The sequence below is a fragment of the Leifsonia sp. RCC_180 genome (genome assembly GCF_058138205.1).
Window position 1 is genome coordinate 729,193 of the sequence record NZ_CP200340.1, and the last position, 22,635, is coordinate 751,827.

The 22,635-nt window shown below is 69.1% G+C and carries 20 protein-coding genes and 1 tRNA gene; 16 read left to right on the plus strand and 5 right to left on the minus strand.

Annotation, left to right across the window (positions count from 1 at the left end):
• Nucleotides 1-87 precede the first annotated feature (87 nt).
• Nucleotides 88-1,860 carry a 2-isopropylmalate synthase gene (gene leuA, locus AB7E03_RS03575; RefSeq protein WP_489939380.1) on the plus strand — a complete coding sequence of 591 codons (1,773 nt, stop codon included), beginning with the start codon at nucleotides 88-90 and terminating at the stop codon, nucleotides 1,858-1,860.
• 136 nt (nucleotides 1,861-1,996) lie between these two features.
• Here the strand turns inward: leuA and AB7E03_RS03580 are convergent, their stop codons facing one another.
• Nucleotides 1,997-2,758: a trimeric intracellular cation channel family protein gene (locus AB7E03_RS03580; protein WP_489939382.1), complete on the minus strand. Its 762-nt coding sequence runs from the start codon at nucleotides 2,756-2,758 to the stop codon at nucleotides 1,997-1,999.
• A 67-nt stretch (nucleotides 2,759-2,825) separates the two neighbouring features.
• On the opposite strand from AB7E03_RS03580, the gene recO reads away from it, so the two are divergent.
• The 4 genes from recO to AB7E03_RS03600 are packed head-to-tail and all read left to right on the plus strand — an operon-like array spanning nucleotide 2,826 to nucleotide 5,304.
• Nucleotides 2,826-3,641 carry a DNA repair protein RecO gene (gene recO, locus AB7E03_RS03585; protein ID WP_489939384.1) on the plus strand — a complete coding sequence of 272 codons (816 nt, stop codon included), beginning with the start codon at nucleotides 2,826-2,828 and terminating at the stop codon, nucleotides 3,639-3,641.
• Entirely contained in the window at nucleotides 3,638-4,462 is an 825-nt protein-coding gene (locus AB7E03_RS03590) for an isoprenyl transferase (protein WP_489939386.1), read from the plus strand. Before recO ends, AB7E03_RS03590 begins: the two co-directional genes overlap by 4 nt.
• A 27-nt stretch (nucleotides 4,463-4,489) precedes the next feature.
• Nucleotides 4,490-5,161, plus strand: a complete 672-nt coding sequence (locus AB7E03_RS03595; RefSeq protein WP_489939388.1) for a DsbA family oxidoreductase — start codon at nucleotides 4,490-4,492, stop codon at nucleotides 5,159-5,161.
• Complete coding sequence (locus tag AB7E03_RS03600) at nucleotides 5,158-5,304, plus strand: hypothetical protein (protein WP_489939390.1); 147 nt, start codon at nucleotides 5,158-5,160, stop codon at nucleotides 5,302-5,304. The genes AB7E03_RS03595 and AB7E03_RS03600 overlap by 4 nt, the downstream gene beginning before the upstream one ends.
• A gap of 42 nt (nucleotides 5,305-5,346) precedes the next feature.
• On the opposite strand, the gene AB7E03_RS03605 is transcribed toward AB7E03_RS03600, so the two are convergent.
• Both AB7E03_RS03605 and AB7E03_RS03610 read right to left on the minus strand, forming a co-directional pair.
• Nucleotides 5,347-6,228 (minus strand): endonuclease domain-containing protein, encoded by an 882-nt coding sequence (locus tag AB7E03_RS03605; protein ID WP_489939392.1) that lies wholly within the window; start codon nucleotides 6,226-6,228, stop codon nucleotides 5,347-5,349.
• 118 nt (nucleotides 6,229-6,346) lie between these two features.
• Nucleotides 6,347-6,865, minus strand: a complete 519-nt coding sequence (locus tag AB7E03_RS03610) for an aminoacyl-tRNA deacylase (protein WP_489939394.1) — start codon at nucleotides 6,863-6,865, stop codon at nucleotides 6,347-6,349.
• A gap of 33 nt (nucleotides 6,866-6,898) precedes the next feature.
• On the opposite strand from AB7E03_RS03610, the gene dusB reads away from it, so the two are divergent.
• From dusB to AB7E03_RS03665, 11 genes are all read left to right on the plus strand, one after another.
• Nucleotides 6,899-8,089, plus strand: coding sequence for a tRNA dihydrouridine synthase DusB (dusB, locus tag AB7E03_RS03615; RefSeq protein WP_489939396.1), 1,191 nt, complete (start codon nucleotides 6,899-6,901; stop codon nucleotides 8,087-8,089).
• Nucleotides 8,079-9,374, plus strand: coding sequence for a deoxyguanosinetriphosphate triphosphohydrolase (locus AB7E03_RS03620; RefSeq protein WP_489939398.1), 1,296 nt, complete (start codon nucleotides 8,079-8,081; stop codon nucleotides 9,372-9,374). Before dusB ends, AB7E03_RS03620 begins: the two co-directional genes overlap by 11 nt.
• Before the next feature lie 106 nt (nucleotides 9,375-9,480).
• Nucleotides 9,481-10,704, plus strand: a complete 1,224-nt coding sequence (locus AB7E03_RS03625) for a DUF4282 domain-containing protein (protein ID WP_489939400.1) — start codon at nucleotides 9,481-9,483, stop codon at nucleotides 10,702-10,704.
• 90 nt (nucleotides 10,705-10,794) lie between these two features.
• On the plus strand, nucleotides 10,795-12,690 hold the full coding sequence (gene dnaG / locus AB7E03_RS03630; protein ID WP_489939402.1) for a DNA primase: 1,896 nt from the start codon (nucleotides 10,795-10,797) through the stop codon (nucleotides 12,688-12,690).
• 195 nt (nucleotides 12,691-12,885) lie between these two features.
• Entirely contained in the window at nucleotides 12,886-14,514 is a 1,629-nt protein-coding gene (locus AB7E03_RS03635; RefSeq protein ID WP_489939404.1) for an ABC transporter substrate-binding protein, read from the plus strand.
• A 95-nt stretch (nucleotides 14,515-14,609) separates the two neighbouring features.
• Nucleotides 14,610-15,707: an ABC transporter permease gene (locus AB7E03_RS03640; RefSeq protein ID WP_489939406.1), complete on the plus strand. Its 1,098-nt coding sequence runs from the start codon at nucleotides 14,610-14,612 to the stop codon at nucleotides 15,705-15,707.
• A 1-nt stretch (nucleotide 15,708) separates the two neighbouring features.
• Nucleotides 15,709-16,779: an ABC transporter permease gene (locus AB7E03_RS03645; protein WP_489939408.1), complete on the plus strand. Its 1,071-nt coding sequence runs from the start codon at nucleotides 15,709-15,711 to the stop codon at nucleotides 16,777-16,779.
• The gene (locus tag AB7E03_RS03650; RefSeq protein ID WP_489939410.1) at nucleotides 16,776-18,467 is read left to right on the plus strand and encodes an ABC transporter ATP-binding protein; all 1,692 of its coding nucleotides are present in this window, start codon (nucleotides 16,776-16,778) and stop codon (nucleotides 18,465-18,467) included. Before AB7E03_RS03645 ends, AB7E03_RS03650 begins: the two co-directional genes overlap by 4 nt.
• A 10-nt stretch (nucleotides 18,468-18,477) precedes the next feature.
• Entirely contained in the window at nucleotides 18,478-19,347 is an 870-nt protein-coding gene (locus AB7E03_RS03655; protein WP_489939412.1) for an ATP-binding cassette domain-containing protein, read from the plus strand.
• Nucleotides 19,347-20,384, plus strand: a complete 1,038-nt coding sequence (locus AB7E03_RS03660; RefSeq protein ID WP_489939414.1) for a D-isomer specific 2-hydroxyacid dehydrogenase family protein — start codon at nucleotides 19,347-19,349, stop codon at nucleotides 20,382-20,384. Before AB7E03_RS03655 ends, AB7E03_RS03660 begins: the two co-directional genes overlap by 1 nt.
• Before the next feature lie 89 nt (nucleotides 20,385-20,473).
• Nucleotides 20,474-20,549: transfer RNA gene (locus tag AB7E03_RS03665), tRNA-Asn, on the plus strand.
• An 83-nt stretch (nucleotides 20,550-20,632) separates the two neighbouring features.
• Here AB7E03_RS03665 and AB7E03_RS03670 read toward each other — a convergent pair.
• Complete coding sequence (locus AB7E03_RS03670) at nucleotides 20,633-21,295, minus strand: response regulator (protein WP_489939416.1); 663 nt, start codon at nucleotides 21,293-21,295, stop codon at nucleotides 20,633-20,635.
• The gene (locus AB7E03_RS03675) at nucleotides 21,292-22,599 is read right to left on the minus strand and encodes a sensor histidine kinase (protein ID WP_489939418.1); all 1,308 of its coding nucleotides are present in this window, start codon (nucleotides 22,597-22,599) and stop codon (nucleotides 21,292-21,294) included. Before AB7E03_RS03675 ends, AB7E03_RS03670 begins: the two co-directional genes overlap by 4 nt.
• Nucleotides 22,600-22,635 lie beyond the last annotated feature (36 nt).

A 22,635-nucleotide genomic window follows, 5' to 3' on the forward strand; every position in this document is an offset into this window, starting at 1 on the left:
TTCTGGGCCTCACTCGTCGCGGAGTTCGTCGTCGGCTCACCACCCCAGCACACGAACAAGCGCAGCTCGCGAAGAGGAAAACAGACCATGAAGAACCGTCAGGCGCCGAGCGCCATGCCGATCCACAAGTACCGACCGTTCCACGAGCAGATCCGTGTCGACCTGCCCGACCGCACCTGGCCGTCCAACCGCATCACTCAGGCGCCCCGCTGGTGCGCCGTCGACCTGCGTGACGGCAACCAGGCCCTCATCGACCCGATGAGCCCCGAGCGCAAGCGCATCATGTTCGACCTGCTGGTGCGGATGGGCTACAAGGAGATCGAGGTCGGCTTCCCGTCGGCCAGTCAGACCGACTTCGACTTCGTCCGCAGCCTCATCGAAGAGGGCGCCATCCCGGACGACGTCACCATCCAGGTTCTGACGCAGTCGCGCGAGCACTTGATCAAGCGCACCTACGAGTCGCTGGTCGGCGCCAAGCAGGCGATCGTGCACCTGTACAACTCGACGAGCATCCTGCAGCGGGAGGTCGTGTTCCGCACCGACCAGCAGGGCATCATCGACATCGCCCTGAGCGGTGCGCGGCTGTGCCGCCAGTTCGAATCGCTGGTCCCCGGCACGACGATCTACTACGAGTACTCGCCCGAGAGCTACACCGGCACAGAGCTGGAGTTCGCCGCCGACATCTGCAACCAGGTGCTGGAGGTGTTCGAGCCGACGGCCGAGCGCAAGGTCATCATCAACCTGCCCGCGACCGTCGAGATGGCGACACCGAATGTCTACGCCGACTCGATCGAGTGGATGTCGCGCCACCTGAACCACCGTGAGAACGTCATCCTGTCGCTGCACCCGCACAACGACCGCGGAACCGCCGTGGCCGCTGCGGAGTTGGGCTACATGGCCGGCGCCGACCGCATCGAGGGCTGCCTGTTCGGCAACGGCGAGCGCACGGGCAACGTCGACCTGGTCACCCTGGGCGTCAACCTGTTCACGCAGGGGATCGACCCGCAGATCGACTTCAGCGACATCGACCAGATCAAGCGCACGGTCGAGCACTGCAACCAGCTGCCGGTCGGTGAGCGCAGCCCGTGGGGCGGCGACCTGGTCTTCACCGCGTTCAGCGGGTCCCACCAGGACGCCATCAAGAAGGGCTTCGAGGCCATGGAGGCGGAGGCCGTCCGTCAGGGCGTCTCGGTCGACGACCTGGTCTGGGGCGTGCCCTACCTGCCGGTCGACCCGAAGGACCTGGGCCGCAGCTACGAGGCGGTCATCCGCGTCAACTCGCAGTCGGGCAAGGGCGGCGTCGCGTACCTGCTGAAGTCGGACCACTCGCTCGACCTGCCGCGCAGGCTGCAGATCGAGTTCTCCGGTGTGGTGCAGGCCAAGACGGATGCCGAGGGCGGCGAGGTCACCAGCGACCAGATCTGGGCCGTCTTCCAGGACGAGTACCTGCCGGCCCCGACGGACGACGCGGACGCCAAGTGGGGACGCTTCGAACTGGGCAGCACGACGACCTCGAACGAGACCGGCGAGCACGTCGTGCTCACCGTGACCCTGCGCGACGGCGACACCGTCTCGAAGGCCACGGGTGAGGGCAACGGTCCGATCGCGGCGTTCTTCGACATTCTGCACCAGCACGGGGTGGACGCCCACCTGTACGACTACTCGCAGCACACGCTGTCGGCCAGCGAGTCCGCTCTGGCGGCCGCCTACGTCGAGGTGGATGTCGACGGCCAGCGCCGCTGGGGCGTCGGCATCGACGCGGACACGACCACGGCATCCTTCAAGGCGGTCGTCTCCGCGGTGAACCGCGCGGTGCGGTCCGGCGCCGGCCGGCAGGCGGCCGACCTGGTCACCGCCTGACGCCTCCGTCGCCTCCCTTTGCGAAGCCCGACATTCGTGCTGAATGTCGGGCTTCGTGCTGTCCGCCCGGCGAGATCCGTGCCGAATGTCGATTTTCGTCACCCAAGAATCGACATTCGTGCCGAATCTCGCCGGGTTACTCGGGCTTGTCGATGCGGTAGCGGGGGATTGCGCCGGTGTCGGTGCGCTCGGCCGTGCGAGCGGCGCTCGGCGCGCGCGTGAAGCGGGGCCAGCGCGGGCGCGGGATGCGGCCGAGCTCCCGCTGCTCCGGAAGGCTCCAGCCGAACCGGACTGCGAGCAGCCGGATGGTGAGCGTCACCACGACGCACACGATCGCGGCGACCGTCAGCGGCACGCCGAGGTCGATCATCACGACGAGCACGATCGTGCCCGCCCCCGCCGCCACCGCGTACAGCGAGCCGACGTGCATCAGTGCGATCGGCAGGTTCAGCAGCACATCCCGAAGGATGGATCCGCCCACCGCCGCGACCACGCCGACGAACACGGCGGGCACCTCCGGTAAGCCGAGCGCCAGCGCCTTGCTCGCGCCGATCGCGCCGAACAGACCGATCGTGAGCGCGTCGAGGAAGGTGATGACCGGGTCGAGCCGGCGGAACAGGCGGATCAGCAGCATCCCGAGCAGCGCAGCGACGACCGTGATCGGCAGGTACCAGTTCGACTGCAGGGCGACCGGCGTCACGTTCAGCAGGAGGTCGCGCAGCAGCCCGCCTCCGACGCCCGTCGCCACACCGATGATGGCGACGCCGAGCAGGTCGAGGCGGCGGTCACGGAAGCCGGAGGCGAACATCGCGCCCTGGAGGCTGCCGACGCCGACGGCGATCAGGTCGCCCCACAACGGGATCGACAGGGCGCCGATGGTCTGGGCGGTCGTGCTCACTCGACATATGTATCATGCGCGGGCTCCGCATCCGCCTCGCTGTCAGCCGTAGGCGCGATACTGGGGTGTGCCTGTCTACCGTGATGAAGCCGTCGTGCTCCGCACCCACAAGCTGGGGGAAGCCGACCGCATCGTCACCATGCTCAGCCGGCAGCACGGCAAGATCCGGGCGGTGGCCAAGGGAGTGCGGCGCACCGCATCCCGGTTCGGGTCCCGTCTCGAGCCGTTCATGGTCGCCGACGTGCAGCTCTACGAAGGCCGGAGCCTCGACATCGTCACGCAGGCCGAGTCGATCGGGGCGTACGGCGCGCTGATCGCGGACGACTACGCCAGCTACACGGCGGCGAACGCGATGGTGGAGGCGGCGGACCGCCTGACGGACGCCGAGGCGTCCCTCCAGCAGTACCTGCTGCTCGTCGGCGCTTTGCGGTCGCTGTCGCGCCGCGAGCACGGCCCCGGGCTCACCCTCGACTCGTACCTGCTGCGGGCGCTGTCGCTCGCGGGATGGGCGCCGAGCTTCGAGGACTGCTCCCGCTGCGGCGCACCCGGTCCGCACACCGCGGTCGTAGTCCAGCTCGGTGGAGTGGTCTGCGACAATTGCGCGCCTCAAGGTGCACCCCGGGTCGACGCCGACACGATCGCGCTGCTCGGCGCGTTGCTGACCGGCGACTGGGCGGCCGCGGAAGCTGCTCCCGAGCCCACCCGCAGCCGTGCGAACGGCGTCGTGGCGGCGTACACGCAGTGGCACCTGGAGCGCGGGTTGCGATCGCTGCAGCACATCCCTCACGACCAGACGCCACACAACCCGGCCCCGCACGACCAGACCTCGCACGACCAGACCCCGCACGACCAGACCCCGCACGACCAGAAGGCGAGTGGATGAGCCCGAAGCCCTACACCCACAAGGATGCGGTCGAGTACCGTCCGCTCGACTGGACCGGGGTGTACCCGCCCGCGTTCCCTGCCGGCGGCGTTCCCTCGCACGTGGCCATCGTCATGGACGGAAACGGCCGCTGGGCGAACCGGCAGGGCCTCACCCGCATCGAGGGTCACCGCGCGGGGGAGGCGGCGCTGCTGGATGTGGTGGCCGGCGCCATCCAGGTCGGCATCAAGCACCTCAGCGTGTACGCGTTCTCGACCGAGAACTGGAAACGGTCGCCCGAGGAGGTGCGCTTCCTGATGGGCTTCAATCGCGACGTGCTGCACCGTCGCCGCGACCAGCTCAACGAGTGGGGTGTGCGCGTCCGGTGGGCGGGCCGCAAGCCGCGGCTGTGGTCGTCGGTTATCAAGGAGCTGCAGTACGCCGAGCGGCTCACGGCCGAGAACGACGTGCTGACCCTCACGATGTGCGTGAACTATGGCGGGCGCACCGAGATCGCCGATGCCGTGCGCTCGATCGCCGACGATGTCGCGACCGGGCGGCTGCGGCCGTCCGCGGTGAGCGAGAAGACCATCCAGCGTCACCTCTACCTCCCGGACATGCCGGACGTCGACCTGTTCGTGCGGAGCTCCGGGGAACAGCGGACGAGCAACTTCCTGCTGTGGCAGAGCGCCTACGCCGAGATGGTGTTCCTCGACACGCTGTGGCCGGACTTCAGCCGCACCGACCTGTGGGATGCGGTGGACCTGTACCTGCGACGCAACCGCCGGTTCGGTGGTGCGGTGGATGCGCCGACCGCCGAGGCGACCGGCATCGCGGAATAGTTGCCGTCCCGCACGGTTGTCCTCACTGTGAGCGAACCCATCAAGATCGACATCTGGTCCGACATCGCATGCCCGTGGTGCTACATCGGGAAGCGCAAGTTCGAAGCCGGGAGCGGCCTGTTCTCCGGCGCGGGCGATGACCGCGCGGTGGAGGTCGAGTACCACTCCTTCGAGCTCTCGCCGGACACCCCCGTCGACTTCGACGGCAGCGAGATCGACTTCCTCGCCGGGCACAAGGGCATGCAGGCCGTACAGGTCGAGCAGATGCTGGAGCGGGTGACCGGTACCGCCTCCTCGGTCGGGCTCGATTATGACTTCGAGAACCTGAAGCACACGAACACCGTCAAGGCGCACGAACTGCTGCACTTCGCGAAGGCGCACGGCAAGCAGTTGGAACTGGCCGAGCGCCTGTTCCGCGCCTACTTCGTGGAGGGTCGTCACGTCGGCCGCGTCGCAGACCTCGCCGACCTCGCCGCCGAGGTGGGACTCGACCGGGATGCCGCCGTCGCAGCCCTGGAGTCGTCGCAGTACCTCGACGACGTGCGCGCCGACCAGTCCACCGCCGTCGAATACGGCATCAACGGCGTCCCTTTCTTCGTGATCGACGGCAAGTACGGTGTCTCCGGTGCGCAGGATGCGGCGACGTTCGCCCAGGTGCTGGAGCAGGTCTGGTCCGAGCGCGCCGCGGTGACCGCGTGAGCGCGCCCGCCGACGGCGCGGCCGCCGCTCCGCAGCCGACGCCTGCGCAGGCCGCGCCTGCGCCGCGCGTCCCGCTGCTCCCGCTCGGCGCCCCCGCCGCCGTCTGTGACGGCGACACCTGCACCCTGCCGCCGTCCAATTGACACGACACGCCGTCGCCGCACCGTCCGCTACGGCGTGTTGCGTCAACTCGACGCCAGCGCGAGCCGCACGCGGCGGACGGCTTCCGCAGCGTGGCCGGCCATGTGGGACTTGTTGAGGCGCACGATCTCCCAGCCGAGCGAGCGGATGCGCCAGAGGCGATCGACGTCGACGTAGTACTGGTGGGCGTCGGTTCGGTGCTGATCCCCGTCATACTCGATCACGACGCGAGCGCCAGGGTAGACGAGGTCCCCGTGCGCTGCGGCCTCACCGTCGCGACCGGCGATGCGGTAGTTGACCACCGGCTCCGGCAGCCCGGAGTCGACGAGGGCGAGCCTGAGAACGCTCTCCATCGGAGAGTCGGTCCGAGCCCGCACTCGCGAGAGTGCCGAGCGAAGGCGGCCCACCCCTGATCGGCGAGGACTGGCTGCGACTGCGGCCCGCAGTCCGTCCATCGTCGCCAGCGGGCGCTGCCTGCGCAGCAAGGCGTCCCCGCAGAGGATGAGGTCGCGTTCACCCAGCATGGACGCGAGCTGACACCACGTCTCGATGGGGGACGAAACGGGGAGCCCGTGCTGATCCACCACGGTGTCGTCTCCCTGGTGCGTCTGATGTCCACGCACTCCCGCGTGCCGTGGTGCACGGTACGGCGCTCGCGTCGACACGTGCAGCGTCTGGTCTCCGGCGATCGAAGCGGGCAAGGGAAGCCCGTGGAGGAGCGCAGCCGTCGTATGGCTGAATAGCATCTGCGCGCTCATGGCGGGCTGGAATGCGCGGCAGCGTTCGACGAGATCGTGCGCCGAAGTCATCGCACGGACGCCGTGGTGCGGCTTCAGCAGGTCGGCTCGGCGCAGCCGCGAGCGCGAGACGCCAGCGTCTTGAGCGTCCCACGTCGAGAAGTTCTTACCGAGTTCCAGGTCGTGCATCGCGTCATGCTCGCACGCTCCCGATGCCAGTTTCGGAATCTCTCCACAGCCCCTCCGCCGAGTTGACGCAACACGCCGTCGCGGCGAATGCGACGACGGCGTGTTGCGTCAACCGGAGCTACTCGGGGTCGGTGATGTCGGCGACGGTGGCGACGAAGGCGGCGATGAGGGCATCGGCATCCACGAAGAGGGAGTAGCCGTGTTCGCCGGCGCCCATCGAGACGGTGCGGCCGAGGATGCTCGCGTCAGCGACCACGGGCCAGGCCGTAGTGCTGCCGAAGGGGGTGATGGTCCCGCGCTCGTAACCGGTTGCAGCCAGGGCGACGGACGCGTCGGGCAGCTGCAGCTTGTTCACCTGCAGCACCGACCGGAGCTTCGGCCAGGCGATCTTGCGACCGCCGGGCACGAGGGCGAAGACGAACGTGTCGTCGCTGCGCTTGACGACCAGCGTCTTCACGATGTCGGAGGGCTGGATGCCGAGCAGCGACGCGGCCTCCCCGAGGCTTCGGGCGGCGGGGCGTTCGATGATGCGGATGTCCACGTCGCGCGCCTGCGCGTCCTGGGCCACCCGTTCACGACCGGTGCTCACAGGACCGTCAGCGGGGGAGTTGTCCACCTGTTCCGGGCTCTCGGCCATAGTTCAGCGCGCCTTCTGGGAGAATCGAGTGAGATGTCTACCACTGCCACCCTAAGCCACGCGCCCCAGCTGACCATCGGTCCGCTGCAGCTCGACGTGCCCGTGGTCCTCGCGCCCATGGCGGGGATCACCAACACCGCCTTCCGGCGGCTCTGCCGCGAGTTCGGCGCCGGGCTCTACGTCAGCGAGATGATCACCTCGCGCGCCCTCGTCGAACGCACCCCCGAGTCCCTTCGGCTGATCACCCACCACGAGTCGGAGACGCCGCGGTCGATCCAACTCTACGGCGTCGACCCGAAGACCGTGCGCGAAGCGGTGACCATGCTCGTCGCCGAAGATCGCGCCGACCACATCGACCTCAACTTCGGCTGCCCCGTCCCCAAGGTGACCCGGAAGGGCGGTGGTGCGGCCCTGCCGTGGAAGCTCGGGCTCTTCCGCGAAATCGTGGAGGGCGCGGTCAAGGCCGCGGGCGACATCCCGCTCACGATCAAGATGCGCAAGGGCATCGACGACGACCACCTGACCTACTTGGAAGCCGGACGCGTCGCCGAGGGAGCCGGCGTCGCATCGATGGCGCTGCACGCGCGCACCGCGGCGGAGTTCTACTCCGGTCACGCCGATTGGTCGGCGATCGCCAAGCTGAAGGAGACCGTCACCTCGACGCCTGTGCTCGGCAACGGAGACATCTGGTCGGCCGCCGACGCGATCCGGATGGTGGAGGAGACCGGCTGCGACGGCGTCGTCGTGGGCCGTGGCTGCCTCGGGCGCCCGTGGCTGTTCGGCGACCTGGCCGCCGCCTTCCGTGCCCGCGCCGGTGAAATCACTACGGCCGAGGCCGAGGCTGCGCAGGCGCATCCGACGCTCGGACAGGTCGCGCAGGCGTTCCGCCGGCACGCCGAACTGCTCGTCGAGTTCTTCGACAGCGAGGAGCGCGGCTGCCGAGACATCCGGAAGCACGTGGCCTGGTACTTCAAGGGCTATCCGGTCGGCGGCGACTTGCGGGCGAGCCTGGCGACGGTCGACACTCTCGAGCACCTCGACGAGCTGCTCGCGACCCTCGACGCCGACCAGGAGTACCCAGGGGAGGCCGCGGAAGGCCAGCGCGGGCGCGCCGGCTCACCGAAGCGTCCGGCCCTTCCCGAGGGCTGGCTGCAGAGCCGCGAGCTCGACGGCGTGCAGCGCGCCGAGGTCGCCGACGCGGAGGTGCACAACAGTGGTGGATGACGTGGCGGCGACCGCACGCCCGACGGCGTCCAGCGGCGAGACGATCGGCGGCTACACCGAGCACGACCAGGAGCGGTGGATGCCGGAGCACCACTCCAACCGCCGGAGCGACTTCGCCCGCGACCGGGCGCGGCTGCTCCACTCGAGCGCGCTGCGACGGCTGGCGGCGAAGACGCAGGTCCTGAGCCCCACTGCCGGGCTCGACTTCGCGCGCAACCGGCTCACGCATTCGCTGGAGGTCGCCCAGGTCGGTCGTGAGCTGGCGAACAGCCTGGGGCTCGACCCGGACATCGTCGACACGGCCTGCCTCGCCCATGACATCGGCCATCCGCCGTTCGGTCACAACGGCGAGCGGGCCCTCAACGCATGGGCCGACGACATCGGCGGGTTCGAGGGCAACGCGCAGACCCTCCGGCTGCTGAGCCGGCTGGAGCCCAAGGTCTTCGGCCGCGACGGCCGCCCGTACGGTCTCAACCTGACGCGGGCCAGCCTCGACGCGAGCTGCAAGTACCCTTGGCCTGCCTCCAACTCGGTGGCCGATCCTAGCGGTCGGGCGAAGTTCGGGTTCTACGCCGATGACCGGGCGGTGTTCGAGTGGATGCGCGCGGGCGCCCCCGAGCGTCAGCGCTGTATCGAGGCGCAGGTCATGGACCTCTCCGACGACATCGCTTACTCGGTGCACGACTTCGAGGACGCCGTGGTCAACGGTTACATTGATGTGGCGGCGCTGGGCAGCCGGGTCGACCACGAGGACCTGGTGGAGTCGATGCACGAGTGGATCGGCGGCGAGATCAGCCACGAGCACCTGATCGAAGCCTTCGACCGGCTCGACAGCATGGACATCTGGCTCGATGGATGGGATGGTTCCCGCCGTTCGCAGGCCCGGCTGAAGAATCTGACGAGCCAGTTGATCGGGCGGTTCGCCCACGCCGCCGTGCATGCGACCAAGGAGTCGGCCGGCCGGACGGATCTGATCCGCTTCGGGGCGGACGTCGTGGTTCCGGAGGGCATCCAGGCCGAGATTGCCGTGCTGAAGGGCATTGTGGCGACGTTCGTGATGTCGCGAAACACCCGTCAGCCGATCTACGCGCAGCAGCGGCAGATCCTGACGACCCTGGCCGACCTGCTGTTCCAGCGCGGGCCGGCGGAACTCGACCCCGGATTCGCCGAGGATTGGCGGGCCGCGTCGACCGACGACGAACGCCGCCGCGTGGTCGTGGATCAGGTGGCCAGCCTCACCGACCAGTCGGCGTTGGCCTGGTACGAACGGCTCGTGCAGCACTGAGTCGCAGAGAACTGTGACGCACTGAAGCGACGCTGCCCGCGTAGCCCGGGCTTGAATACCTCGGCCCTGTGCAGAATGCTGGGAGTCGAGCCTCAGGAGGAGACCAATGAGCACCGCAGAACCACCGACGGACGGTGAGCGCCCCACCGAGGGCAGCCCGGCGACGGACGGCTCGGCATCAGCGGAGGCGGCACAGCCGGCCCCCGCCACGCCGGGAACGCCTCGCCGCACGCCGCGCACGTCCACGGCAAGCGGTGCGGCTCGCACGCCTCGCGCGGGAACCACTGCGAAGGCTGCTGAGGCGAAGCCGGCCGCAGCATCCAAGCCCGCCGCCGCAGCGAAGCCCGCCGCCGCAGCAAAGCCTGCCGCAGCCAAGAAAGCCGCCACGGAGAAGCCTGCCGCAGCAGCGAAGCCTGCCGCCAAGAAGCCCTCCACGCCGCGCACCCGCCGCACGGCCGCGAAGACGGCGGCGATCGCTCCAGAGGGCGAGGCTCCGGGCATCATGGATGCCACGCTCGGTGCACGCGAGCCGCTGGCCACCTCAGCGCCGGCCACCGCCACTCCGACCACCGCCGCTCCGACTACCTCGGGCAGCACGGACACCTCCACGTCCCCGGCAGAACCGCTGATCGATACCAGCGACGCAGCCTCGACCGATGACGCCACGACGAAGCGCCTTCCCACGGCGGCGGAGCTCTATGCGGGTACCGCGTCGGGCGTGTCGTCAGCGGCCGCCGTTCCGGCCGATACGGTGAGCACGGAGCCGGCTGCCGGCCCCGATGAGGCCACTCAGGAGGCTCCAGTGGATACGACCGAGGCTCGCGAGACGCCCGAGGCCACCGAGGTCGTCGCGACCGAAGTGATCGCGCCCGAAACCGTCTCATCCGAAACCGCCGAGCCCGAAACCGCCGCGCCGGAAACCGCCGGGCCCGAGGCAGGCATCCCCGCCGACGCGCAGGCAGACCCGAGCCAGCCGGGCCACGGACGTACCGTGACCGACCTCGCCGACCGCCTGGACGACTCGCGCTTCTTCTCGTCGTTGTTCGACTTCACCTTCACCAACTACGTGACGCGCAAGCTCGCGGGCCCGGTGTACGTCGTCGGCCTCGTGCTCATCGGCCTCGGAATCGTGGTCGGTTTCACGAACTCCCTGACGTCGGCCATCGCGACGCACGCGCCGATCGGAGCGTTCGTCTTCCTCTTCGGCGTGCTGATCACTCTGGTCGGGGCCATGCTCAGCGTGCTCCTGCTCCGTGTCGGGATCGAAGTGTTCTGCGCCATCATCGAGATCGCCCAGAACACACGTCGCCGTCGCCCGCCGGGCAAGTAGAAGCACAGCAGCCGGGGCGACCCCGGGGGAGTACTCCACAGATTCGGCCGAGCCGGACCGAGTGTCTCCGCGGCTCACTAGAATCGAGACATGGCCGGCCGGATTCGACAAAGCGACATCGAAGAGGTCAAGGCCCGCACCAACATCGGCGACATCGTCGGCGACTACGTCAGTCTGAAAACGGGGGGCGTCGGCGCGCTCAAGGGTCTCTGCCCGTTCCACGACGAGAAGAGTCCCAGCTTCTACGTGCGCCCGGGCGTCGGCCGCTACCACTGCTTCGGCTGCGGTGAGGGCGGCGACGTCTACGAGTTCCTCCTCAAGATGGATCACGTGTCGTTCACCGACGCTGTCGAGCGTCTCGCGGCTCGGATCGGGTACCAGCTCCACTACGAAGAGGGCGGTGGTGGCCCGTCGGAGGGCTCCGGCAACCGGGCGCGTCTCCTCGCGGCGAACTCCGCGGCCGAGGAGTTCTTCCGCGACCGGCTCTCGGCGCCCGACGCCGACCCCGGCCGTCGGTTCCTCGGCGAGCGAGGTTTCGACTCTGCCGCAGCAGCGCACTTCGGCGTCGGCTTCGCCCCGAAGAGCTGGGACGAGCTCACCAAGCACCTGCGCGGCAAGGGCTTCACGCAGGAGGAGCTGCTCACCGCTGGGCTGGTCTCCCAGGGCGACCGCGGGGTTTACGACCGGTTCCGCGGTCGGCTGATCTGGCCGATCCGGGATGTCACTGGCCAGACGATCGGCTTCGGCGCCCGCCGGCTCCTGGAGGACGACAAGGGCCCGAAGTATCTGAACACTCCCGAGACACCGGTCTACAAGAAGGCGCAGGTGCTCTACGGCCTCGACCTCGCCAAGCGGGACATCTCCCGGCAGGACCAGGTGGTCGTCGTCGAGGGCTACACCGACGTCATGGCCTGCCACCTGGCCGGCATCACCACGGCCGTCGCGACCTGCGGGACGTCGTTCGGCGTAGATCACATCAAGGTGATCCGCCGCGTGATGGGCGACGACAACAGTCAGGGCTCGGTGATCTTCACCTTCGATCCGGACGCCGCAGGCCAGAAGGCGGCGACGCGTGCGTTCGGCGAGGAGCAGCGCTTCTCGGCGCAGACCTATGTCGCCGTGGGTCCCGACGGCCTCGACCCGTGCGACCTGCGACTCGCCAAGGGCGACGACGCGGTGCGCCGCATGATCGACGCGCGCAAGCCGATGTTCGAGTTCATGATCCGCCAGGTGGTCGAGCGGTTCGACCTCGACTCGGTGGAGGGCCGCGCCGCCGCGCTCCGGGCGGGCGCGCCGATCGTCGCCACCATCCGCGACCCCGCCTCGCAGAACGGCTACACGCGCGAACTCGCGCGACTCTCCGGAGGCGACCTTCAGGATGCGGTGCGAGCTGTGCGCGCGGCCCAGCGCGGCGGCTCCCGAGACGGCTCGGGCGGGGACCCCCGCAGCCGTTCCCGCGACGGCCAGGGCGGCACCGCGCAGGGCGGCGCCGACGGCACCTCCGGCCCGGGCGGCGAAGGCCAGGTCCAGCTGTCGCGAGCCGAGCTCGCCGACCCGACGCAGCGCACCGAGCGCGAGAGCCTCATGGTCCTGCTGCAGCTGCCCGGCGAGGTGGGCGCCGAGCGGGCCGCCCGCGCCGTCCAGGTTCCCTTCGTGAACCCGACGCATGCCGTGGTGCGGGATGCGATCGCCAGCCAGCTCCCCACGATGACGCAACCGGGCTGGGTCGACCGCGTCCTCGCCGAGGTGCCGCAGGCGTACGCCCCGACGGTGAACGGCCTCGCGGTCGCGGCCTTGCCGCAGGGCGGCGACCCCGGGCGCTACGCCCGGTCGATCGTCGACGGCCTGATCGACCGCGATCTGCTGCGCGAGAAGGCGGAGTTGACATCCCGGCTGGGCCGCACGGAGGAGCCGGAATTGCGCCGCCAGATCGAGCGGGCGATGGTCGCGATCGAGACCGAACGGCGCCGTCTCCGCGGCGAATGACGCTCTTGCGAAATCCGTCGTCGTTGGCCTCGATAGTCGCTCTTTTGTTGCGTCCCTGTAAAGATCGCGCCCGGATCCCTATCCGAATGCATGAATCATGAGCTTTCCGTGCTAGGAAAGTTCTCACGCGTTTGGGCGACCCGCATGCCTGCGACGACGCCGCCGCGATCCCACACCAGGAAGAGGTAATCGGATATGACATCCGCACACAACGGCGGACGGCGCCTGCTCGCCGTATCCGCCGCGTTCGCAGCAACGGCACTGGTGCTCGCCGGCTGCTCGGGGAGCAACAACAGTTCCGGCGGAGGCGGCGGCGCCCTGACCGTCGGCACGACCGACAAGATCACGTCGATCGACCCGGCCGGCTCGTACGACAACGGCTCCTTCGCCGTGATGAACCAGGTGTACCCGTTCCTTCTGAACACGCCCTACGGCAGCCCGGACGTGAAGCCGGACATCGCCGAGAGCGCCGACTTCACCTCGCCGACCGAGTACACGGTCAAGCTCAAGCCGGGCCTGAAGTTCGCGAACGGTCACGACCTCACCTCGTCGGACGTGAAGTTCACGTTCGACCGTCAGAGCAAGATCAACGACCCGAACGGGCCGGCATCCCTCTTGGCGAACCTCGACAGCGTCTCGACCCCGGACAAGACCACGGTCGTGTTCAAGCTGAAGGTCCCGAACGACCAGACGTTCCCGCAGGTGCTCTCGAGCCCCGCCGGTCCGATCGTCGACGAGCAGGTCTTCTCCGCCGACAAGGTCACGGCTGACAACACCATCGTCAAGGGTCACCCCTTCGCCGGTCAGTACGACATCACGAGCTACGACTTCAACAACCTGATCGCGTACAAGGCGAACCCGGACTACAAGGGCCTCCTCGGAAAGCCGGCGACCGACAAGGTCAACGTCAAGTACTACGCCGAGTCGTCGAACCTGAAGCTCGACATCCAGAAGAACGCGATCGACGTCGCCTACCGCAGCCTCTCGGCGACCGACGTTTCGAGCCTCCAGGGCAACAACAAGGTCAAGGTCGTTAAGGGACCGGGTGGCGAGTCCCGCTACATCGTCTTCAACTTCAACACCCAGCCGTACGGCGCCACAACGCCCGAGGCCGACCCGAAGAAGGCACTCGCCGTGCGTCAGGCGGCGGCGGACCTCGTCGACCGCTCGGCGATCGCCGACCAGGTCTACAAGGGCACCTACACCCCGCTGTACTCGTTCGTTCCGGACGGTCTTACCGGCGCCACGACGGTCCTGAAGGACCTGTACGGCGACGGCAACGGCGGCCCGAGCCTCGACAAGGCCAAGCAGGCGCTGCAGTCCGCCGGCGTGACCACCCCGGTCTCGCTGAACCTGCAGTACAACCCGGACCACTACGGCCCGTCCTCCGGTGACGAGTACGCGCTGGTCAAGGAGCAGCTGGAGAACGGCGGCCTGTTCAAGGTCAACCTGCAGTCGACCGAGTGGGTGCAGTACTCCAAGGACCGCACCTCCGACGTCTACCCGGCCTACCAGCTGGGCTGGTTCCCGGACTACTCCGACGCCGACAACTACCTGTCGCCGTTCTTCATCAAGAAGAACTTCCTTGCGAACCACTACGACAACGCCGAGGTCCAGGATCTCATCGCGAAGCAGGCGGGCACGACCGACAAGGCCGAGCGCACCAAGCTGATCGAGGAGATCCAGGCCAAGGTCGGAGCCGACCTGAGCACCCTGCCGCTGCTGCAGGGTTCGCAGATCGCCGTCGTGGGCAAGGACGTCTCGGGCGCCGACAAGACGCTCGACGCCTCGTTCAAGTTCCGCTACGCGGCTCTTTCGAAGTAATCCGGCACTGAGCCACCAGCTCTGAGCCGAACCGGGGGGTGGCTCGCTCACGCAGCGAGCCGCCCCCTTTCCACGAACCACCACGATTGGCTTCCATGACAGCGACTGTCAGCGCTCCGGCGGCGGGACCCGCCCCCGGGCCAGAACGGACGAAGGCGAAGCGACGCTCGGGAGGCGGCCTGGGCCGCTACATCCTGGTCCGCGCCGTCCTCATCATCCCCACCATCTTCATCCTGGTCACCGTCGTCTTCTTCCTGATGCGGTCGACTGGTGACCCGATCACCGCAGCGCTCGGCGGCAAGCTGCCCCCCGAGCAGCTCGCCCAGCGCGTGCACGAGGCCGGGTACGACCGCCCGATCTTCGTCCAGTACTTCGAGTACCTGGGCCAGCTCCTCCGCGGCGACTTCGGCACGACGTTCACGGACAACCGGCCCGTCACCGAGGTGCTGCTGACCTACGGCGCCGCCACGCTCGAACTCGCCTTCTACGCACTCATCGTCGCGTTCGTCGTCGGCATTCCGCTGGGCCTCGTGGCCGCGTACTTCCGCGACAAGGCTCAGGATGCGAGCCTGCGTGTCTTCGCCATCCTCTGCTACGCGACGCCCGTCTTCTTCGTGGGCCTCGTCCTGAAGCTCGTGTTCTCGATATGGCTGGGCTGGCTCCCCGTGTCGGGGCGCGCCTCCACCGGCTCAGAACTCGAAATGCAGACGCTGGAGAACAAGACCGGCATCTACCTGATCGACGCATTCCAGACCGGCGACCCGGCGGTGGTCGGCGACGTGCTGACCCACGCCATCCTGCCCGCCGTCGCACTGGGTCTCCTGACAGCCGGCATCTTCCTGCGCCTGGTCCGGACCAACGTCATCGGGACGCTGTCCACCGACTACGTGGATGCTGCCCGCTCGCGGGGCGTGAGCGAATCCCGGCTGCTCCGGAAGCATGCGTACCGGCCGGCGCTCATCCCCATCATCACGGTCATCGGTCTGCAGATCGCCCTTCTGCTCGGCGGTGCGGTGCTGACCGAGTCGACCTTCGAGTGGAAGGGCCTCGGCTTCCAGCTCGTGCACTACCTGCAGGCGCGCGACTTCGTCGCCGTGCAGGGCATGGTGGTGCTGCTCGCGGTGATCGTCACGCTTACGAACTTCGTGGTCGACGTCATCGCGGCCCTCCTCGACCCGAGAGTGAGGTACTGAGATGTCCACGGCCTCCCTCACAACCCGTAAGCGGTCCCTCTGGGACCGCCTCCCCGTCGTCCACCAGCTGCGTCAGAGCGTCGGACTGCAGCGTGGGATGCTCGTCGCCGGTCTCGTCATCACGGCCGTCTTCATCCTTCTGTCGATCTTCGCTCCACTGGTCGCGCCCTACGGGTTCGCGCAGTCGAAAGCCGACGGCGTCTCGTTCGGCGCGCAGCAGCCGCCGAGCCCCGCCCACATCTGGGGCACCACCTCCGGCGGCTACGACGTCTTCTCGCGCGTGATCTGGGGCACCCAGACGGCCATTCTGGTGATGATCGTCGCGGTGATCCTCTCGATCTTCCTCGGCGTGTTCCTCGGCCTGATCTCCGGCTACTTCGGCGGCTGGCTCGACCGTGTGCTCGTGGTCCTGTGCGATGCGATCTACGCGTTCCCGTCGCTGCTCCTCGCCATCGTCATGGCCATCGCGATCAGCGGCGGCCAGTCGAGCCTCTGGGGCGGCATCCTGGCCGCGGCGATCTCGATCACCGTCGTCTACATCCCGCAGTACTTCCGGGTCATCCGCTCGGAGGTCGTCCGCATCAAGGCGGAGGCGTACGTCGAGTCGGCAAAGGTCGTCGGGGCGAGCAACAGCCGGATCATGTTCCGCCACGTGCTGCGGAACTCCACCCGCACGCTGCCGCTGATCTTCACGCTGAACTCGTCCGAGGCGCTCCTGACCCTCGCAGGCCTAGGGTTCCTCGGGTTCGGCATCGAGCCGACGGCCGCAGCCGAGTGGGGCTATGACCTCAATAAGGCCGTGGATGACGTGACGAGCGGCATTTGGTGGACCTCGATCTACCCGGGTCTCGCGATCGTTCTGGTGGTGCTCGGCATCACGCTCGTGGGTGAGAGCCTGAACGACCTGGCCGACCCGCGCCTCCGCGGTCGTCGCCGAGCGGCGGCGGCTTCCGGGGAGGTCGCAGAGACCTCGGTGGTGCCCGGCGGCACTCTCATCGCCGGCCCCGGCGGAGTGGACGGCCTCGAGGGCGGCGAATCCTTCGACGAGCATGGAATCGAGGTGCGTCCATGAGCGACGACGTCGTACAGATCAAGGACCTGTCGGTCACCTTCTCCACCGACGCGGGCGCCGTCAAGGCGGTCGACGGTGTGAGCCTCACCGTGGCGCCGGGGGAGGTGCTCGCGATCGTCGGCGAGTCCGGCTCGGGCAAGACCGTGACGGCGAAGACGATCCTCGGTCTGCTCCCGGAGACGGCGACCGCATCCGGCGCTGTCATCCTCCGCAGTCGCGACGGCGGCACCGAGGCGGACATCGTCTCGGTCGGCAAGAGCAAGCTGCGCGAGGTGCGCGGCACCGACGTCGCCATGGTGTTCCAGGAGCCGTCGACCGCGCTCAACCCCGTCTATCCGGTCGGCTGGCAGATCGCCGAAGGCCTGCGGGCGCACGGGAAGCTGTCGAAGAAGGAGGCGCAGGCCCGGGCGATCGAGATCCTGCAGCGGGTCGGCATCCCGGAGCCGGAGAAGCGGGTCAAGTACTACCCGCACCAGTTCTCCGGCGGCCAGAAGCAGCGCATCGTCATCGCGATGGCGCTCGTGTTGAACCCGGGGCTCATCGTCGCCGACGAGCCGACCACGGCACTCGATGTGACCGTGCAGGCCGAGATCCTCGACCTGCTCCGCCGCTGCCGCGACGAGTTCGGCGCGGCGATCGTGCTGATCACCCACAACATGGGCGTGGTCGCAGATCTGGCCGACCGGGTCGCCGTCATGTACCAGGGCAAGGTCGTCGAGCAGGCGGACGTGCGGACGCTGTTCGCCGATCCGCAGGACGAGTACACGAAGAAGCTGCTCGCTGCCGTGCCCAAGATCGGGCAGGGCCTGGTGGCGACGCAGGACCGTGCGATCGCACGGGCCGAGCGTCCGATCGAGGCGCCGGTGGTACAGGCGCGCGACCTGCGCATCCAGTACCCGGGTCGCCTGGGTCGCCCCGGGTTCGTGGCGGTCGACGGGGTGTCCTTCGACATCCGCCCGGGCGAGGTGCTCGGCCTCGTCGGTGAGTCCGGCTCGGGCAAGACCACGATCGGCCGTGCCATCGCGGGGCTCAACCGGGTCACCGGCGGTTCGCTGCAGGTGCTCGGTCAGGAGATGAACGGCGTCCGCGAGCGGCACTTCCGCAAGGTGCGCAGCGACATCGGATTCGTGTTCCAGGACCCGGCCTCTAGCTTCAACCCGCTGCTCACGATCGCCGAGTGCGTGGCCGAGCCGCTCGTGGTGCACGGCCGTGCAAGTTCTGCGGGCGATGCCCGAAAGCGGGTGGATGAGCTCCTCGAGGCCGTTCAGCTGCCCCGCGCCTACGGCGACCGCTTCCCGCACGAGCTGTCCGGTGGACAGCGGCAGCGTGCAAGCCTGGCGCGGGCGCTGGCCCTGGAGCCGTCCCTCCTGATCGCCGACGAGCCCACCTCGGCTCTGGATGTGTCGGTGCAGGCGCGCGTGCTCGAACTGTTCGCCGACCTGCAGCGCGAGTTCGGCTTCGCGTCGTTGTTCATCAGTCACGATCTGGCGGTGGTGGACCTGCTGGCCGACCGCATCGCCGTGCTGCACCGCGGCACACTGGTCGAAGAGGGGACCGGCGCCGAGGTGCTCGGAAATCCCCGCGAGGCGTACACGCAGCGACTGCTGGCCTCCCTGCCCGTCCCCAACCCGATCGAACAGGCCGACCGGCGGGAGGCGCTGCACCAACTGCAGTCGGAGAGCGCTTAGGGTCGAATATGTGAGTTCCGAGCCCGCCATCGTCGTCAGCGACCTGTCCGTCGAATACCCCGCGCGGGGCCCGAGCGCATCGTGCGTGGCCCTGCGCGGGGTGAGCTTCCGCCTCGAGCACGGGCAGGTGCTGGGCGTGCTCGGCGAGACCGGCTCCGGCAAGAGCACCCTCGCGCAGGTGCTGGCAGGCCGCGTGCTCCCGGCGCGTGCGTCCGACCCGGGCCCGCGGATCAGCGGAGGCGAGGCATCCGTGCTCGGGCACCCGCTCCGAAAGGCGCGCAAGCGCGACATCGCCGAGGTGACCTTCCACGTCGGGTACCTGCCGCAGGAGGCGGCGGCGACCCTGGAGCCCTCGCTCAGCGTGCAGGACAACGTCACGCTGCCGATCTTCGAACGCGACGAGCACTACCCGCGCCGAGCGGCGGGCGAGCGCGCTGCCACGATGCTCGACACGGTCCACCTGCCGTTGAGCGTCCTCAAGAAGTACCCGTACGAGCTGAGCTCGGGCCAGCGGCAGCGCGTCGCGCTCGCGCGAGCGCTGGTGCTCGGGCCGAGCATCCTGATCGCCGATGAGCCGACGGCGGGCATCGACGCGACGGTGCGGGACGCGGTGATCGACCTGCTCGCACAGCTGCGCGGGCATCCGGAATTCTCCGCGGTGGTCGTCAGCCACGACCTCTCCGTGCTCCGCCGGGCGACCGACACCTCGCTGGTGCTGCAGGGCGGACGGCCGGTCGGCTACGGGCCGATCGAGGAGGTGCTCGCCGACCCGACGCATCCCTTCGTCGCCGGCCTCGCGCGCGCCCTGAAGCCGCCGGCGCAGCGGACCGAGCGGCGGCCGCAGCGTGCCGCTACGCGGCGGGCCGCAAAGGACCTCTGATGGCAGACGAACGGACGAATGGGGATGCGATGAGCGACGGTTCTGCAGGAGCGCGTCACCGGGCGGTGCTCGCCGTCGAAGCGACGCAGCTGTCCGCCGAGGAGCGACCGGAGCCCGGCCCGATCGCGGTGCTGCCCGAGCCGGAGAAGCAGTTCGTGGATGCGGTCGAGGCCGCCGGCGGCACGGTCGAGCCGCTCTCGGAGCGGACCCGTGGCGTCGTCTGGCTTTCGAACAAGGATGCCGCGGCGTTCCCGCCGGTGCTGGAGGCGCATCCGGGTATCGGCTGGGTGCAGCTGCCGTTCGCCGGCGTGGATGCGTTCGCCGACATCCTCGCGGCCGAAGACCGCCCCGGTCTCGTGTGGACGAGCGCGAAAGGTGCCTACGCGCAGCCGGTCGCCGAGCACGCCCTGGTGCTGAGCCTCGCGCTCTTGCGGGTGCTGCCCAAGCGCGTGCGCGCGCGATCGTGGGCCACCGAGCCGGAGGGGCGTTCTCTGTACGGCCTCGACGTCGTCATCGTCGGCGCCGGCGGGATCGCGCTGGAGCTGATGCGGCTCTTAGAGCCGTTCGGCGTGCGCGTGACGATCGTGCGACGGTCTTCCGCTCCGGTCTCAGGCGCCGTCAGCACGGTGTCCGCCGACCGGCTAGCCGAAGTGCTGCCCGCCGCGGACCTCGTCGTGGTCGCTGCGGCACTCACCGGCGGAACGCGTCACCTGTTCGGCGCGGACGAATTCGCCGCGATGAAACCGAGCGCGTACCTGGTCAACATCGCGCGCGGCGGCCTGGTCGACACGGATGCCCTGCTCGACGCCCTGCGCTCCGGTGCGATCGCCGGCGCCGGACTCGACGTGACCGACCCGGAGCCGCTGCCCGACGGACACCCGCTGTGGGACGAGCCGAACCTGATCATCACGCCCCATCAGGCGGACACCCCGGAGATGACGGCGCCGCTGCTCGCCGAGCGCATCCGCGTGAACGTGCGTGCATTCCTGGACGACGGCCGGTTCGTTGGCGTCGTCGACCCGTCGGCGGGGTACTGAGCCGGTGCTGAATATGACGCGCGCGGGATGCGGCCTCGATTTCTCGACGGGCCGCGAATATTGCTAGAGTAGCTTCGCTGATCAAGCATTCCTCGATAGCTCAATTGGCAGAGCAGCCGGCTGTTAACCGGCAGGTTCTTGGTTCGAGTCCAAGTCGGGGAGCCAGTGAAACCCCCGGTCTTCTGCGGAAGGCCGGGGGTTTTCGGTATCTGGCGCGGCTGACGCCATCCTGTATTCAGGACCGAGCCCTACTGCCACCCCGGCTGCACGACCCCGGTCTCGTATGCGAGGACGACGAGGTGGACGCGGTCGCGCGCATCCAGCTTGTTCATGATCCGCGACACGTGCGTCTTGGCGGTCAACGGACTGAGGTAGAGCCGCTCGCCGATCTCCGTGTTCGTCAGGCCGTGGGCGACCAGCGCGAGCACCTCCCGCTCGCGGTCGGTCAGCTGCTCGAGGCGGGCGGTGTCCGGGGCCGGGCGAAGTCCGCCCGAGACGCGCTCGATCAAGCGGCGCGTGACCCCGGGGGAGAGCAGCGCGTCCCCGGCGGCGACCACGCGCACCGCACGGATCAGCTCGACCGGTTCCGTGTCCTTCACCAGGAATCCGCTCGCCCCGGCCACGATCGCCTGCGCCACGTACTCGTCCAGCTCGAACGTGGTCACGATCACGATCCGCGTACCGGCCAGTGCCGGGTCGGCGACGATCTCGCCGGTCGCCCAGAGCCCGTCGCCGTCGGGCATGCGGATGTCCATGAGCACGACGTCGGGATGCGTCTCCCGCACCACGTCGAGGGCCGCGCGTCCGGTGCCGGCCTCGCCGACGATCTCGACATCGTCCTCAGACTCGAGCAGGGCGCGGAAACCGGCCCTGACCAGCAGCTGGTCGTCCGCGAGCGCGACCCGGATCACGATGCGCGCCCCGAAGCAGGCGACGAAGTCGTCCGGCCGGACGGGATGCGCGCCTCCACGACGAGACCGCCGCCCTCTGCGCCGCGCACCTCGAACCGCCCGCCGAGCAGCTCGGCGCGCTCGCGCATCCCGAGCATCCCTCTGCCCGTCGAACCACCGCCGGTCAGGTCGGCGGCGACGCCGCCCCCCAGGCCACCGGGTTTCTCCTCCGGAAGCCCGCGCCCATCGTCCTGCACGGTGAGCACATACCAGCCAGCCTCCTCGACGAGCCGGATGGACACGGAGCGCGCCTGGGCGTGACGGCCGACGTTCGTGAGCGACTCCTGCACGATCCGGTACAGCGCCAACTGGGTCGCCGCCGACGGGGTCGAGGCCAGCTCGCGGTCATACGACACGCGGAGTCCCGCCTTCTGATACGTCTCGACCAGCACGGGGATGCGCCCGAGGTCCGGCTCCGGCGACCGCGACGCGTACTGCTCGGTCCCGCGGAGGAATCCCAGCACACCGCGGACCTCCTCCAGCGCTTGTCCGCTCGTGGCCTTGATCGCTTCGAGGCTCTCCCGCGCCTTTTCCGGGCGCGAGTCGAAGAGGTGCAGGCCCACACCGGCCTGGACGCTGATCTGCGACAGCGAGTGCGCCAACACGTCGTGGAGTTCGCGGGCGATGCGCAACCGCTCCGCCTCGGCCGCCGACTCGCGCCTCGCCGCGACCGCGCGTGCCACCTCCCGGTAGCGTTCCCGCCGGTTGCGGAGTGCCTCACCTACCCCCAGGAGCAGCACCAGGATGAGCGCGATGATCAGAGGGCGCAGCATCGCGGCGGGCTGGCCGCGCAGCAGGTAGGCGGCTACGGGACCTGCGATTGCGAACCCGGCGAGCGTCCACCACGCCCAGACCCGGGCGCCGCGCACGACGGCGCTGACGACGGCGAAGGCTAGAGGGACCGCCGAGAAAGGGGGACCGGTCGTCACCGCGATCGCGGGCCCGCACAGCACCGCGATGGCCGCGACCGTCGGTCCGGGATACCGGCGTGCGCCGAGCAGCAGGAACGACGCGGCGAAGGCGAGCAGGGCGAATCCCAGCGCGACCGGGTCGTTGGCGGCATCCCGACCGGCGATGAAGAGTCCGGGGATCTGCACGAGCGCGGCGACGATGGGGGCGAACCAGCGCGTGCCCGGCGGGCGGCCGCGTTCTCCCCATGGCGGACGTGACCACCGCTCGGAGGGGTTGGACCAGCGGTCGGAGGTGTGGGGCCCGGACTCGGGAGGCGCGCTCCAGCCGGGATCGGCGGACGCGTTCGAGGGCATTACCTCATGCTAGCCAGGGCGCATGCCCCAGGCGTC

Coding starts and splice junctions, on each gene's coding strand:
- AB7E03_RS03610 (WP_489939394.1), bottom strand. CDS start 6,865: ATGGCCGAGAGCCCGGAACAGGTGGACAACTCCCCCGCTGACGGTCCT.
- AB7E03_RS03625 (WP_489939400.1), top strand. CDS start 9,481: ATGAGCACCGCAGAACCACCGACGGACGGTGAGCGCCCCACCGAGGGC.
- AB7E03_RS03675 (WP_489939418.1), bottom strand. CDS start 22,599: ATGCCCTCGAACGCGTCCGCCGATCCCGGCTGGAGCGCGCCTCCCGAG.
- dusB (WP_489939396.1), top strand. CDS start 6,899: ATGTCTACCACTGCCACCCTAAGCCACGCGCCCCAGCTGACCATCGGT.
- AB7E03_RS03605 (WP_489939392.1), bottom strand. CDS start 6,228: ATGCACGACCTGGAACTCGGTAAGAACTTCTCGACGTGGGACGCTCAA.
- AB7E03_RS03635 (WP_489939404.1), top strand. CDS start 12,886: ATGACATCCGCACACAACGGCGGACGGCGCCTGCTCGCCGTATCCGCC.
- dnaG (WP_489939402.1), top strand. CDS start 10,795: ATGGCCGGCCGGATTCGACAAAGCGACATCGAAGAGGTCAAGGCCCGC.
- AB7E03_RS03645 (WP_489939408.1), top strand. CDS start 15,709: ATGTCCACGGCCTCCCTCACAACCCGTAAGCGGTCCCTCTGGGACCGC.
- AB7E03_RS03590 (WP_489939386.1), top strand. CDS start 3,638: ATGAGCCCGAAGCCCTACACCCACAAGGATGCGGTCGAGTACCGTCCG.
- AB7E03_RS03650 (WP_489939410.1), top strand. CDS start 16,776: ATGAGCGACGACGTCGTACAGATCAAGGACCTGTCGGTCACCTTCTCC.
- leuA (WP_489939380.1), top strand. CDS start 88: ATGAAGAACCGTCAGGCGCCGAGCGCCATGCCGATCCACAAGTACCGA.
- AB7E03_RS03660 (WP_489939414.1), top strand. CDS start 19,347: ATGGCAGACGAACGGACGAATGGGGATGCGATGAGCGACGGTTCTGCA.
- AB7E03_RS03640 (WP_489939406.1), top strand. CDS start 14,610: ATGACAGCGACTGTCAGCGCTCCGGCGGCGGGACCCGCCCCCGGGCCA.